This is a genomic window from Pelatocladus sp., assembly GCF_059505505.1.
In genome coordinates this window covers 1-14318 of sequence record NZ_JCACKS010000260.1, presented here as the reverse complement: position 1 = coordinate 14318, position 14318 = coordinate 1, and the positions used below count along the sequence as shown (strand labels likewise).

11 protein-coding genes are annotated in these 14318 nt (G+C 40.6%); 5 read left to right on the top strand and 6 right to left on the bottom strand.

Going from position 1 to position 14318, the window contains the following annotated elements:
* Nucleotides 1-143: tetratricopeptide repeat protein (locus AC5JMK_RS27300; RefSeq protein ID WP_495911422.1), on the top strand; the 143-nt coding region annotated here is incomplete at its 5' end.
* 417 nt (nucleotides 144-560) lie between these two features.
* Here AC5JMK_RS27300 and AC5JMK_RS27295 read toward each other — a convergent pair.
* The 3 genes from AC5JMK_RS27295 to AC5JMK_RS27285 all read right to left on the bottom strand — a co-directional run bounded on the left by AC5JMK_RS27295 (nucleotide 561) and on the right by AC5JMK_RS27285 (nucleotide 5892).
* A complete protein-coding gene (locus AC5JMK_RS27295; RefSeq protein ID WP_495911421.1) occupies nucleotides 561-2729 on the bottom strand; it encodes a pentapeptide repeat-containing protein in 2169 nt (722 codons plus the stop codon).
* Between the two features lie 433 nt (nucleotides 2730-3162).
* Nucleotides 3163-5388 carry a DEAD/DEAH box helicase gene (locus AC5JMK_RS27290; protein WP_096676534.1) on the bottom strand — a complete coding sequence of 742 codons (2226 nt, stop codon included), beginning with the start codon at nucleotides 5386-5388 and terminating at the stop codon, nucleotides 3163-3165.
* A 96-nt stretch (nucleotides 5389-5484) separates the two neighbouring features.
* Nucleotides 5485-5892, bottom strand: coding sequence for a hypothetical protein (locus tag AC5JMK_RS27285; RefSeq protein WP_096676533.1), 408 nt, complete (start codon nucleotides 5890-5892; stop codon nucleotides 5485-5487).
* Between the two features lie 197 nt (nucleotides 5893-6089).
* Here AC5JMK_RS27285 and thiL point away from each other — a divergent pair, with 197 nt between their 5' ends.
* On the top strand, nucleotides 6090-7193 hold the full coding sequence (gene thiL / locus AC5JMK_RS27280; RefSeq protein ID WP_096676532.1) for a thiamine-phosphate kinase: 1104 nt from the start codon (nucleotides 6090-6092) through the stop codon (nucleotides 7191-7193).
* A 144-nt stretch (nucleotides 7194-7337) separates the two neighbouring features.
* Here the strand turns inward: thiL and AC5JMK_RS27275 are convergent, their stop codons facing one another.
* Together AC5JMK_RS27275 and nadD are read right to left on the bottom strand one after the other, a co-directional pair.
* Complete coding sequence (locus AC5JMK_RS27275) at nucleotides 7338-8351, bottom strand: type I glyceraldehyde-3-phosphate dehydrogenase (RefSeq protein WP_096676531.1); 1014 nt, start codon at nucleotides 8349-8351, stop codon at nucleotides 7338-7340.
* A gap of 225 nt (nucleotides 8352-8576) precedes the next feature.
* Nucleotides 8577-9191: a nicotinate (nicotinamide) nucleotide adenylyltransferase gene (gene nadD, locus AC5JMK_RS27270; protein ID WP_495911414.1), complete on the bottom strand. Its 615-nt coding sequence runs from the start codon at nucleotides 9189-9191 to the stop codon at nucleotides 8577-8579.
* Between the two features lie 341 nt (nucleotides 9192-9532).
* On the opposite strand from nadD, the gene murC reads away from it, so the two are divergent.
* From murC to AC5JMK_RS27255, 3 genes are all read left to right on the top strand, one after another.
* Nucleotides 9533-10996: a UDP-N-acetylmuramate--L-alanine ligase gene (murC, locus tag AC5JMK_RS27265; RefSeq protein ID WP_495911413.1), complete on the top strand. Its 1464-nt coding sequence runs from the start codon at nucleotides 9533-9535 to the stop codon at nucleotides 10994-10996.
* 119 nt (nucleotides 10997-11115) lie between these two features.
* Complete coding sequence (gene murB, locus AC5JMK_RS27260) at nucleotides 11116-12111, top strand: UDP-N-acetylmuramate dehydrogenase (RefSeq protein ID WP_096676528.1); 996 nt, start codon at nucleotides 11116-11118, stop codon at nucleotides 12109-12111.
* 120 nt (nucleotides 12112-12231) lie between these two features.
* Nucleotides 12232-12711, top strand: coding sequence for a GNAT family N-acetyltransferase (locus AC5JMK_RS27255; RefSeq protein WP_096676527.1), 480 nt, complete (start codon nucleotides 12232-12234; stop codon nucleotides 12709-12711).
* 45 nt (nucleotides 12712-12756) lie between these two features.
* Here the strand turns inward: AC5JMK_RS27255 and AC5JMK_RS27250 are convergent, their stop codons facing one another.
* On the bottom strand, nucleotides 12757-14088 hold the full coding sequence (locus tag AC5JMK_RS27250) for an aromatic ring-hydroxylating dioxygenase subunit alpha (protein WP_096676526.1): 1332 nt from the start codon (nucleotides 14086-14088) through the stop codon (nucleotides 12757-12759).
* Nucleotides 14089-14318: the final 230 nt, after the last annotated feature.

Here is a 14318-nt window from a genome sequence, read left to right as displayed (position 1 = left end):
ACTACAATCGAGGGTTAGCTTACAAAAATAAGGGCAGTAAAGATAATGCTGTAGTTGACTTCAAGAAAGTTCTGGAATTAAACAATGATGTTAAATTAAGCCAACTTGCCCAAGAACAACTTCAAAAACTCTCCACGAAATAGGGGGAGATCTGGCGAAGACACTGTTGGCGAATTCAGAAACGCCTATATATAGCACTTCTGACTCGATTGCAATACAGTCGGAACCCCACCCCGGCTTTGCTGACGCAAAACCTCCCCTAAGCGCAAGCCTACGGTGTACACAGAAGTCTTATAAAGTTGCCTAGTAGCGTTTTGATCCCCCCTAACCCCCCTTAAAAAAGGGGGAACTAGAATCAAAGTCCCCCTTAAAAAGGGGGATTTAGGGGGATCAGAGGATTTATGTGTACACCGCAGCCCCGCAAGCGCTTAGGGGATTAAGGGGTGGGGTACGTATTGGACACAACCGAGAACTGCTATATTCTAGAGTTCTGTAGTTGGACATCAAAGTTTAAATTACCAAAGTCAATCAATTCGTAATGTTCCCCGTTTCCTCAACAGCTACTTTAAATAAATCAACAAATTCAACCCTGGAATGGTGCGAGATAATGTCCACAACAGGAGGGTGATGTAAAGTATTCCCAAGCTCCACTGATACCAAGCTAATGTAGAGATGATACCAGGGAGGTGTTTGTCTCGTAAACGAACATCGTTAAAGCCTAATCTCAGCAGATTGTTGAGGCTAAAGTCGTAGTAGTTCAGCCAATTCCAATGACGATCGCATAATAATGGCATATAGCGATCGCGAAATACTTCGTATCTGGGAATCACGGGTAAGCGTCCAATGAGTAATCTTAACTGTCGCATACTTCCGTCTTCGGTGAAATAGGAAGTGTCCATTAAGTCGTGATAGCGTCCTTGTTGATATAGCCTTAATAATAAAACTAGTGGTGCGGGAACAATAATGATCACAAGACAGGCGAGTGTCAACCAGGGTTGTTCAGCACTGCGAAGAATCGCTAATAGTCCCAACAATGTTAAGACAGTAAAACTTGTCAACATCCATATACTTTCGTCAACTGTGGGAATAATCGCGCTAGGATACAAACGACGCAGCCGATCTATCAGCCAAAATAATAAGCCAAAATCGGCGATCGCAATAGTTCCGACACCAAAGACTAAGCAAAAATCTGTACCGTAACCAGAAAGCAGTAGTAGTAAACTTAATGTCAGCCAATTCCAAGCTAATAGTAACCATCCACCTAAAAACAACGGTTCGTCAACTACTATCTGTGAACTGAGTTTGGTGTAGGTTTCTAAATCAATATCTGCAAGAGTAAGTAATTCGCTTGTGTTACGAAACGGTTTAATTAATCGGCGATGTGCGATCGCTTCTGCTTGAGTTGGAGAAAAACCCAGGTTAATTAAACTTGTTTGCGAAGCATCATTAATATTGATCGTCACCAAACGACGGGTTAATTGTGCTAGTCGCAGTTGCTGTTTGGTATACTCGATTTGATTTGCATCAGCAATTTGCTGCAACTGGCGGAAATTTTGTCCTAAATTCCGCAAGACGTTTTGATTTCCTTGCAGTGTATTTACAATTAGTTTTTCACCAATTTGACCAGAGTTACCTAAAATTTTGGCTTTATTTGAGTTAAAAGCTAATCCAGAGACATTTAAAAATGCAGTTTTCGCAAAGCTAGCATCACTAAAATCAGCTTGGTTGAGAATGCTAGTACCCCGTAGATTCACGGGTTGATTAAACTGTGCTTCTCGAAAAGTGACTGCTTGCTCAAAAGTCGCTTCTGTTAAAAAGAGAAATTGATTAAAAATAGCTTTAGTAAAGTGTGCGGAGTTAATAAAGCGTACTCCAGAAAAATCTACATTATTTTGCCACTGGACGCGATTAAATTTAGCCAATTGTTTAAAATTGGCTTGGTTAAAATTGGTGATGTCCTCAAAAAAGCTTTCCTGAAAAAATGCGTTTTCTTGAAATTGTGTTTGTTTGAAATTAGCTTTGTCAAAGAATATACTATTTTGCCAGTGACTCTCCCGTCGAAAAATCGCATTGTTAAACCTAGCGGAACGGCTGAAGCGTGTTTCTTGCCAGTTGGCTAATTGGTTAAAAATAGCACCTTGAGCATTTACAGATTGCAGAAAAAATGTATTATTAAATTGGACTGTGCCTGTAAAATTAGTTTTTTCTAAAACCAGCGAACCACGGAAAACACTGATTTCGCTGGATGGTGTTGCTGGAGTTGCTAAAAGCGATCGACAGTCTTTGGAACTTGGTAAAGCAACACTTAGTGATTGTAAGCAAACTACCCGTAGACGTTCGAGTTGTTCTTGTTCAGCAGGTGTAAAAATTGGGGCGATCGCCTGCGCGTAAAGAGGAGTTCTTAAACCCAAGTCACTACCAATAAAATCGCCTTGAATCAAAGAATTACTCAAATCTAATCCCAAGGGTTTAGAACCTGTTTTTTGTAATTCTTTTCGCAGCAGTTGGTAAAAAGCATCACGAAAAGCTGCGTTATCTGGTCGCAAATCAATCACCATCTGTCGTAAATCTACTGTTAAATTACCTTCGCGGACAGTGGATGTATGTAATCTTTCCTGCAACAGTTCTAAAGTTAGGGGTGTGCGTTCTGCTTGTGCAAAAGCGGATAAAGGTAATAAAAATAACAGCAGCGTTAACAGACTAATCAAAGCAATACAAAATTTAGTAATGTTTCCTCCTTTGCAAAAAGGAATTAATAAAAATTTATACACAATATCTACGAATTACGATTCATTACCTGTGAACAGAACAATTTTAGATGACATTTGCCATAACAAGATCTCCCAATACTGCTCGGTTAAGGATTTGTCGTCGTAATTTTGGGCATGTAGAGACGTTGCACTGCAACGTCTCTACAGGTTTTAAATGTCAATCGATTTGTCTTATCCGAGCAGTATTGCAAGATCTCCGACTTCACAGAAGAAGTCGGAGATCTTGGGAGCATCCCAATTTTTTCAATAGACCTCTTGCAAAAGTCGAATGAACCCCCCTCAATCCCCCCGTTCACGGGGGGAAGATTTAGTTCCCTCCCCGTAAACGCTTAGGGTTAGGGTGGGGTAAAAATATTTTTGCAAGAGGTCTAATATACGTTTAAACCTTTAGCTAATAACACAAGTTGTCTTCATGTGACCACAACTTCACTTGCTGTCTCAATTCTTCCATATCTAAATGCTCACTTGCAAAAGCTTTTCGTAAAAGTGGATGGGGAATAAACTTGTCATACTTTTGAATTTCTGGCGCTTCTGCATCACTCAATAAATTCTCAGCCGTAATTCTTTGTTCGCATAGAGAAATAATTTCTGGATATAGAGACTTAACTTTTGTTTTGTCTAATTTAATAATCAAATAATACGGATTCACTCCACCAATACTTTTAATTCCTAGAGATTCGCGACAGAACATATTCAGCAATCTTTCTAAAGTTCGGTAAGCGATCGTACCCATCCAAGGAAAAATGCAACACTTATCTTTAGCCAAGAGTAAAATATTTTTTTGCTCTAATCCAGAATTGCGTGTGAGTTCGCGAACCAATCTTAAACGTTGAATCGCATTAGTTTGTAAATAAGGGTATTCAATATCTTCAACTAAAACTTGTCGCATTCGTTGGAGAATGCGTGTATGAATCGTACCACTACCACCCCGCCAAAAAATACTTGCTTGTCCTTCAACCTGTTTGACTAAAATAATCTTCTTTTTAAAATCAACTTCTACAACTTCCCAAGTTCTCCCAGCCAAAGCAAACTGATTACCTACAGGTGGTGGCATAGATATACTACCAATTTCTGTAGATCCTTGCTTCACAGAAAATTCTTCATTATCTGGGAAGACAGCATAAAATTGAAACTTACCCACCACCCTTTCACCAGTCAAACCTAAAATAAGTTTACCTTGCTCAGTTAATTGCAGATGATTGATATCAATTAAATAGCGCAATAATAATTTCAAATCATCTTTAGAGACAGCAGCAAACACAGGTAAGCCCAAAACTTTTTGAGCCAAAACAGTTGGCGAAATTTCGCCAATTGCCACTAAAATACTCATAGTTTGATGATACAACAAACTGAATGGATATCTCAAAGGCTTAATCGGTTCAATCCATTTTTCCTCAAGATAAAGTTGAATAATTGCAATACACTGCAATAATTGCCAAGGAATTTGTTCAGGAAGAGGTGCTTCTGATAATATTTCTTGTTCAGCACAAATAAAGCGCATATCAGCAGCTTCACCTCTTCTACCTGTACGTCCCAAACGTTGTAAAAAACTTGCCACAGAAAGTGGTGCTTCTAACTGAATTACTCGCTCAAGATAACCAATATCTATACCTAATTCTAAAGTTAAAGTCGCAGCAGTCACCGCAGGTTGATTTGATTCCCGCATCGCACTTTCTGCAATTTGTCGCAAGCGAGCAGATATACTGCCATGATGTACATGATATATATCTATTTCTCCTTGCTGAGTCGCAATTTTTCGTAAAGTTCCAATCACCGCTTCAGTTTGCGATTTATTGTTAGCAAAAATCAAACATTTACGATTCTTACTCAAATTAAAAAGATATTTATCATAACTACTCCCTGCTTCTATTGATTCATCCTCATTACTAACAAAAAAATGTTCAATAGCTAACTTAACTTGTCTATTTATCCCTTCAATACTTGGCGTAATCACTAATTTTTGACTTCCAGAAGATAACCACTCCTCAGCCAATGCATAATCACCAAGAGTAGCCGACAAACCAATTCTTCGGGGTTGCTTTTGGGTCAAATCTTGTAACCGAGCCAATTGACAAAGAATCTGACAACCCCTTTCCGTACCCATAAAAGCGTGAATTTCATCAATGACAACAAATCGTAAGTCACCAAACAAACGCATCAGATCATGATATTTATTAATTAATAAACTTTCCAAAGATTCCGGTGTAATTTGTAAAATACCTAGAGGCTTTTTGAGTAGTTGCTTTTTATGACTTTGAGAAACATCACCGTGCCAATACCAAACAGGAATATCTGCTTCTTTGAGTAAGCCATTCAAACGTTCAAATTGATCATTAATTAAAGCTTTAATTGGACCAATATATAATGCACCAATTGTACTAGATGGATTTTCATGTAATAAAGTTAAAACTGGCAAAAATGCTGCTTCTGTTTTTCCAGCAGCTGTAGCAGCAGCAATTAATAAATGAGCATCCGTATCAAAAATCGCTTGACATGCTGCTATTTGAACCGGACGTAATTCCGTCCAGTTGTGATTGTAAATGTATTCTTGGATAAAGGGTGCAAGCCGGGAAAATATGTGTAGATTTTCCTCATCTATGTGTATTTGCTTTGACATTGATAAAATTTTTCAGACTCAAAATTTCTATCAATAATAATGGGGGGACGAGACATCCGCCCCACTCATTAATAAAGCTTATTCAGCTTTCGACACTTACCGAGGACAATTAATACTAGAATCTAACTGTGCTTTTGCAGATTTAACTTTTGCGGCTGCTTGCTGAACAGAAGTTGCAGCAGAAGCAAGAGTTTGTCTGTTAGAAAGACGATTAACCGTTTTGTCAAGATTATTGTAGGCTTGATTAAGATCGTCTATTCTGGCTTCCTTCACCCTTTTTGCTGATTCCCTAACATTTGCGATCGCCTGATCAACTGCTCTATCAGCTCCTCTAAGATCTCCGACTGTGGAAGCGGGAGTTAAATTTGACATTTGGTTAACAGCCTGTTCCAATTTAGCTAAATTTCCACAAAATTCAGCAGTCGCATTCTGAGTAGAAGTTGGCTGACAAGCTATCAATGTCAACAAAGGAAAAGCCACCAAGACAGTAATTGCTTTTTTCATGTTTAGTATCTCATCACTTTTTGATTACCTAAATTATTCGTTTAGGTAGTTTTGATAGACATGGAGTTCTGCAATTCAAAAGCGAAATAACATGATGTTACAAGGGTATTTAATTTACCCTATGTGGAAGAAGCAATTTACCTCAATCTTGTTTGATTATCTTTAAACAATATCCTAAAAAAAATTAAATTCCTATTATGAACAATCAATCATCTTCTTTGCTAGTTAAAGATATCGGCGAACAAGGACTTTTACAAATTTTGCAGCGTTTTTGTCCCGCAGAAATTATTGGGGACGATGCAGCAGTTATTGCTACTGAACCAGAGCAATTTGTGGTAGTTACTACCGATGTTTTAGTTGATAAAATTCACTTTAGTGAGATTACGACTTCCGCAGAAGATGTGGGTTGGCGCGCTGCTGCTGCTAATTTATCAGATCTTGCAGCAATGGGTGCTTCGACCTTGGGAATTACTGTTGGATTGGGATTACCTGGCGATGTTTCTGTGAGTTGGGTAGAACAAATGTATACAGGTATGACACAATGCTTGCAACAATACAATACTCCGATTCTGGGTGGTGATGTCGTGCGATCGCCAGTAATTACCGTAGCGATTACTGCTTTTGGACAAGCTTATCCCCAACGAATTATCCGTCGCAACCAAGCTCAAGTTGGAGATGCAATTGTTGTTACTGGTGTTCACGGTGCGTCCCAGGCTGGCTTAGAATTGCTCTTGCACCCCGAAAAGGCAAAAAACCTCAGCCAAGAGGAAACAAAGGCTTTAATCCGCACTCACCAACGTCCAAAACCACGATTAGATGTCTTACCCATCCTTTGGCAAATTTTTGATTCTTCCTACACCCCTATACCCCCACACACGCCAGGTGCTACAACGGGGGGAACCCCCGCAACGCACTGGCTCCCTTACACCCCTATTTCCCACTTCCCGGTATCCGGTATGGATAGCAGCGACGGTTTAGCAGATGCAGTAGTACAAATTTGCCGTGCTAGTAAAGTTGGTGCTGTTATAGAACGTACACAAATACCTATTCCACAAGTATTTGATCACTGGCTGACCAAAGAACAAGCTCTACAGTATAGTCTCTACGGTGGGGAAGATTTTGAATTAGTCTTGTGTTTACCCAAACAGCCAGCAGATAAATTAGTACAAATACTTGGTCAAGGTGCTGCTGTTGTCGGAGAAATTATAGACGGCTCAACTGTAGTACTAAAAGACCAAAAAAAAGAATTCCCCGACCAAGTTTTGACTCTCAATCAGGGATTTCAGCATTTTGGTCAATAGTATAGCCGTAGCCATTTTTGTTAGGACGTTAACATTTGATAGACGCAATGAGAACTCTTATAGTCTATGTCCTAATCTTGATGGCTATAGCTATAAAAACTCTCAACTATGGACTATTGACTATTGACTGTGTATTTAGTATAATCACTTCCACTTCACAGCGACTAATTCTGCTAGGTCGAGAACGCGTTGGCTGTAACCCCATTCGTTGTCGTACCATGCCATGACTTTCACCATGTCACCCCCCATAACCAGTGTCAGGCTGGCATCAATAATGGAAGAAGCATCAGTACCTTGATAGTCAGAGGACACCAGTTGTAGTTCGCTGTAGTCCAAAATACCTTTCAGGTCGTTTTCAGAGGCACTTTTGAAGGCTGCGTTGACTTCTTCAGTAATAGTTGACCTCTCGACTTGTACCACAAAATCCACCATTGAAACATTGGGGGTAGGTACGCGCAATGCTACACCATTTAGTTTGCCTTTGAGATCTGGCAGTACCAACGCTACAGCTTTTGCTGCACCAGTGGAAGTAGGCACAATGTTAATAGCCGCAGCACGCGCACGACGTACATCACGGTGAGAAGCGTCTAGCAAGCGCTGATCACCTGTGTAGCTGTGGGTGGTGGTCATTGTACCTTTGATGATGCCAAATTTCTCATGTAGCACTTTGGCAACGGGAGCCAAGCAGTTGGTGGTACAGCTGGCGTTACTGATGATGTGGTGTTTGTCGTGATCGTAATCGTGATGGTTTACGCCGATGACGAAAGTACCATCTTCATTTTTACCAGGAGCGGTGATTAGAACCTTCTTGGCTCCAGCATTCACATGCTTCATTGCCCCTTCTTTGGCGGTAAATACCCCTGTAGCTTCGATAATTAGGTCAATTTCCCACTCTTTCCAGGGCAAGTTTTCTGGGTTGCGATCAGATACACATTTTACGGTCTTGCCGTTGGCGATAATCGAGTTATCATCAGCAGTAATGTCAGCATTTTTTAATTTCCCTAGCATCGAGTCATACTTAAGCAGGTGAGCGTTGGTTCTTGGATCTGAGGTGTCATTAATAGCAATCAAGTCAATATTGCTATTCTCTCTACCTAACCAACAGCGCATAAAGTTACGACCGATGCGCCCGAAACCGTTGATAGCAACTCTAATCACAGCGTCTTGCCCTCTGTTATATATGCCTAATTAAATCTTATGGTTGACCCCGATCATATCGCAAAGGGGGGAGTATATATAACTATAAAATGCGAGATCCCAAAAAAATTTTTAATTTTTTTTTAATTAAGGCTGAGGAGGATCGGTGATCGGGGATTGGTGATCGGGCATGAATCAGTTAACAGTTTAATTTGATAACTGATAACTGATAACTTGTCCCCTGCTTCAACCATAGAGATTATGTGTAGCTATGTAACTTCGGACTGATTCCGGGACTAGGTAACGAATCGATTGGCGATCGCGACATAATTTACGAATCATACTTGAAGAGACTCCAACCAAAGGAGTATGCAATAAGCGCCAATTTATGTTAGAACACTGCTTTGCCAGTTTTTGCTCCACCTGCTTGCAGATTAAATCAGTTTGAGTTATACATTCACTACCAACAGACCGGGGTGCGATTAACCAATCACATAATTGTGCTAATTCCTGTCCGCGATACCACTGAGGTAAACTCCAGAAGGTATCTAGCCCAACAATCCAATACCAATGAGTATTGGGATAAAAAGTGGATAAATCAATCAGGGTATTGATGGCATAAGAAGTACCAGATTGCAATTGCTCAATCGGTGAAACAGCAAATGCTGAATTGTCTGTTATCGCTGCTTGCAGCATTGCTAAACGATGTGGAAACGAAGTCGCTTTTTTATGAGGAGGATCTGCTGATAGCACCCAAATAATCTGTTCTAGGGGTACTTGATTGAGAGCTGTTTCGGCTACGATAAGATGTCCCCAATGAACAGGATCAAACGTGCCACCAAAAATTGCGATTTGTTGCATCTACTCTCTTGAATTTTGCTTGAGTCGATATCAAAGTAATTAACCATCAGCCTACTATTGTAGCCAATTTCAGAAATAAAACCAAAATTATGTGTTTGAAAATACAGTTGTATATTTCCCGAAAGTGCAGAAATTTGCAGAATAAACATAATATTAGTTCATGAACAGAAAAACCACTAACGAGGTTAAAATCATCCTGAAGTAATGTCATCTGAACATCAAAATCAACTAATCATGAGTATGAGATTTATATAGAGGTAGTATCTTTAAAAAACAAAATCCTGTTATGATACGCGTGTTATTTGTGATTATGGTGTGGTGTGGTGTTAGAGGAGTAATCGATGAAAAATACTGTAGACTTTAGCGGTAGACCATTTCATTTTATTGGGATTGGTGGTATAGGTATGTCTGCTTTGGCATACGTGCTAGCAAAACGACAATTGCCAGTTTCTGGCTCGGATCTTCGCCCAAATCATATAACTTGTAAATTGGAATCTATCGGTGCTCATATTTTTGCCAAGCAAGAAGCAAGCAATTTAGAATTCTTTCGTCCAAAAGAGAATGAAAATCAAGTAGTCTTAAATACTCAAAATCATGTGTCAACTGATAAAGTGGCACAACTACCACAAGTAATTTGTTCAACAGCAATAAATACTAATAATCTGGAATATAAAGCAGCATTAGAATTAGGCTGCCCAATTTTCCATCGTTCAGATGTATTGGCAAATCTAATTTCTGAATATGACAGCATTGCCGTTGCTGGAACTCATGGCAAAACCACCACTAGTAGCATGATTGGATATATGTTACTGGAAGCGGGTCTTGACCCCACAATTTTAATTGGTGGTGAAGTTGATGCTTGGGAAGGTAACGCTAGATTAGGGCAAAGTAGCTATTTAGTAGCAGAAGCAGATGAATCAGATGGTTCATTAGTCAAACATGCCCCAAAAATCGGTGTAATCACGAATATTGAACTAGACCATCCTGATCACTACGACAATTTAGAAGAAGTAGTGGAGATTTTTCATACCTTTGCTAAAAGTTGTCAGACTCTAGTGGCTAGTATTGATTGTGCAACGGTGCGCGATCGCTTTCAACCAACAATTAGTTATAGCTTATATTCAGACACAGGTGCAGATTATACCGTTACAAATATAGATTATCGTGCAGATGGCACCACCGCTTTAGTTTGGGAGCGGGGCAAAGCCTTGGGTGTGTTAAAGTTACGTTTGCTCAGTCGCCACAACCTCAGCAATGCTCTAGCAGCAGTGGCCGTTGGTCGCATTTTGGGATTAGAATTTGGTGAAATTGCCAAGGGTCTTGCAACTTTTGAAGGTGCAAGACGCCGCTTTGAATTTCGAGGTGAAGCTCATGGTATCACATTTATTGATGACTATGCTCACCATCCCAGCGAAATTCGGGCAACTTTGGCAGCTGCACGTCTGCAAGCAAGACCAGGACAAAGAGTAGTCGCCATCTTCCAACCCCATCGTTACAGCCGTACACTGGCATTTTTAGAAGAATTTGCCGAATCTTTTACCCATGCTGATGTAGTTATACTCACTGACATTTACAGCGCCGGGGAACTCAACTTAGGACAGGTAAGCGGTGAACAACTAGCACAGGAAGTTGCCAAGCATCATCCGCAAGTTAAGTATCAAGCAAACCTCAGTTCTATGTGTGATTTCTTACAGCAAACACTACGTTCTGGAGACTTAGCGTTGTTTTTAGGAGCTGGAAATTTAAATCAGGTAATTCCGGAGGTAATTGCTACACTTCGTCAGCCAGCTACAGCAACATCCTAAAAGTTTCACAAACTAGTTTTCTGGCATAGTGTCAGTTTTGTAAATTTCTTTTATTGCATCAAAAAATAACCGTGTTCATACGGTGGATAAACATCAAAATAAAACAGATTCTGGTAAATATGGCAATTTCCCAGGCAGCTGTAGATGTCTGCACAAATTCTGGTGTGACTGTAAATAAACAACAAACGACTAATTCCGATCTTAAGGAAATTCCCTTACTTGGTACTGACTGCGCGATCAAACCACAAGTTCTTCTGTCAGCATATACCTCTTACAGAGTAGGAGGGCCAGCAGAATGGTATGTTGCTCCACGTAACATCGAAGCAATGTACGCTAGTTTAAGGTATGCAAAAGAGGAAGGTTTACGAGTAACAGTACTGGGAGCAGGTTCTAACTTGCTAGTGAGCGATCGCGGAATTCCAGGCTTAGTAATCGCTACTCGTCGCCTTCGTCAAACTCATTTTGACTCAGAAACAGGTCTATTAACCGTAGCTGCTGGGGAACCTATTCCCAGTTTGGCAATGGCAGTCGCAGAGCAAGGATGGCAGGGCTTAGAATGGTCTGTAGGTATCCCTGGAACCGTTGGTGGTGCTGTGGTGATGAATGCAGGAGCGCATAATAGCTGTATTGCAGATATCTTAGTCAGCGCTCAAGTACTTTCACCGGATGGCACTATAGAAACCCTTACCAGTGAGCAATTGGGTTATAGCTATCGTACTTCTATTTTACAAGGAAGCAATCGCATTGTTACCCAAGCCACATTCCGAATGCAACCCGGTGCTGACCCCACTGTTGTAATTGCAACTACCAAGCAACACAAACAACACCGACTGACAACGCAACCCTACGACAAACCTAGTTGCGGTAGTGTCTTCCGCAACCCCAAGCCCTATTCCGCAGGCTGGTTAATTGAACAAACTGGTTTAAAAGGCTTCCAGATTGGTAACGCACAGGTAGCACAACGCCACGCTAATTTTATCGTCAACTGCGGCGGTGCGAGTGCCTGGGATATTTTTAATCTCATTCGTCATGTGCAGTATCAAGTACAGGATCACTGGTCAATTTTATTAGAACCAGAAGTCAAGATGTTGGGAGAATTCCCAGCAGTTTGTTGATTTGATAGTTGTGATTTATAGTCATGACCGTAAGCGTCAGCTTCTTGCTGGCGCTTTTGGTTGGTAGTAGAAGGCTTATGATTTAGGATTGCTATAGTTTCTACAATCAGAGCAAAGCCAGTGCTTGAGATTAGACCAATCCAGCGACATCAAATCGAACAAGCCAAGCAAATCGTTATGGGAGTTTCCCTAGAAATTTGGCAAGGTGTACTGACCGAAGCAGATTTTAGGCGAATTGATTCCATGTCTGATATCGAGAATGTGCAGTCACATTATTTTGACAATTGTGGTACGTTTTTGGTCTTGGTTAATGATGAACAAGTTGTAGGTACTGGAGCAATTCGACGACTCGATAATGAGATCTGTGAACTCAAGCGAATGTGGTTTCTCAAAGAGTATCGAGGACAGGGGTTAGGCTGGAAAATGGCTCAAACACTCTTCGATTTTGCACAGCAAGCAGGGTATCGCAAAGTAAGACTTGACCTAGCTAACGAAGAGCGACAACCACAAGCACTCAAACTTTACAGAAAACTTGGTTTTTACTCGATTGAACGGTATAACGATAGTTCATGCACTGTGTTCATGGAGAAAGTTTTATAAGAAAACAGTATAGATAAGCACTTAAGTGCTTACTACGAACTGTAACTATCTATCTGCATGAATATAGTCCACAAAATAAAATTTAGGACTAAGCCAGAATTTTAACCAAGCATAAGCTGTAAGTCCAAGTAGGGCTATGATCACAAGAGGTAAGCCAAGCTGAACTCGAAGTGCATCGGGAAGAACAGCAACTCCAGCAACAGTAATCGCAAAGTATGCTAAAAGTGCTGCTTGCAAACGTTGCACAGCTTTCAGCGCACTTCGACAGCTACTACAATGCTGCGTGTGTTGTTTGTAACGATCCAAAACTTGTTCGCGATTTTCATTGATATTCCTGATTTCGGGAACACTTATTCCCACTTCACTCCAGGGTAACTGTCCATGACAATATTTATCAAACCAATTCCTATACTCAATCACTAAACGGTCGGCACTTGCAGGTAGTTTATAGGCAGTTTTCCAACTTTGTGACGATTCTGTCTGTTGGAGAAAATACTCTTGCTGTTGTAGAAGCACCATATCTCCATCAAGAACTTCATTACGTTCGCTAATATGATCCCACCAACGGGGTATGAGACGATGAACTGTTTTGGCAAAGTTACGAGGAAACTGAGCGACAATCCGAGATTTACCTGGGGACACTGGTACACAATATGTGACGAGTCCAATCTGCTTTCCAGCATCGCCAAATTTAATAGCATACTCCAACCGACAAGGTGCTTCAAAAGTAATTGTTGTTTGAAAGCGTCCGATAGTTGCTGCTTCAATCAAATTTGCTGTTGATTGCAGAATTTCAATTGGTATGGGTTTTGCTTGTGCGCGATCGCCCTGCACCCCATGATGAGCAAAAGGAACATGACTAGGATCTGCGACGTTTTCAACTAGGATTTCCCAGTCATATTCCAAGTCACGTACAAAAGAAGACCAAACAAAACCTTTGCTTGCATCAACTTGCGGTGACAGAGGTAAAGCTGTAGTTGCTGCTAGATCTGCTGATTTAGCATCAGCCCACACCCAAAGTAGATCCTGTGCTTGACGAACTGGTAAGCTAACTGCACACAGGTTTTCTTTATTCTTACTCACAAGTTCTGAATTTTCCGCTTGGGGAATATGAGTGCAAATTCCTTGCTGATCAAATTGCCATCCATGATAGCTACACATCAAATTACCCGTTTTGTCGTCAATACGTCCCTCACTTAAGGGTGCAAGGCGATGGGGACATTGATCTAAAAACACGCGATAAGTCTCAGTTGACTTAGGTTTCCAAATGACCAAGCGCAGTCCCAAAAGTGTAACTGGTGTTGGTCTTTTGGGGTTTAGGTCTTCAACAGGTGAAAGGGGATACCACTGCTGAAAAAAGTTGAATTCTGATTGCATTATGTAGTCTCTAAATATAAGTGTTCCAACGAACATGATATAAACACATCACAACTCAATTCAATCATCATGACGACAACCTCAAAAACCTCTTGCAACAACGAGCAGAAAAAAATGGCCGTTCCCCAGAAGAAAAAGTCAAATAAATTCTCCGTCTTGCTTTAACAGAAAATGAAAAACTATCAAAGAAGTCCGGGAGCGTGAGAACCCCTATCTTTTAAGGAGGGGAT

Excerpts from the sequence above, each read along its gene's own strand:
- AC5JMK_RS27290 (WP_096676534.1), bottom strand. The coding sequence starts at position 5,388 with ATGTCAAAGCAAATACACATAGATGAGGAAAATCTACACATATTTTCC.
- AC5JMK_RS27285 (WP_096676533.1), bottom strand. The coding sequence starts at position 5,892 with ATGAAAAAAGCAATTACTGTCTTGGTGGCTTTTCCTTTGTTGACATTG.
- thiL (WP_096676532.1), top strand. The coding sequence starts at position 6,090 with ATGAACAATCAATCATCTTCTTTGCTAGTTAAAGATATCGGCGAACAA.
- nadD (WP_495911414.1), bottom strand. The coding sequence starts at position 9,191 with ATGCAACAAATCGCAATTTTTGGTGGCACGTTTGATCCTGTTCATTGG.
- murC (WP_495911413.1), top strand. The coding sequence starts at position 9,533 with ATGAAAAATACTGTAGACTTTAGCGGTAGACCATTTCATTTTATTGGG.
- murB (WP_096676528.1), top strand. The coding sequence starts at position 11,116 with ATGGCAATTTCCCAGGCAGCTGTAGATGTCTGCACAAATTCTGGTGTG.
- AC5JMK_RS27250 (WP_096676526.1), bottom strand. The coding sequence starts at position 14,088 with ATGCAATCAGAATTCAACTTTTTTCAGCAGTGGTATCCCCTTTCACCT.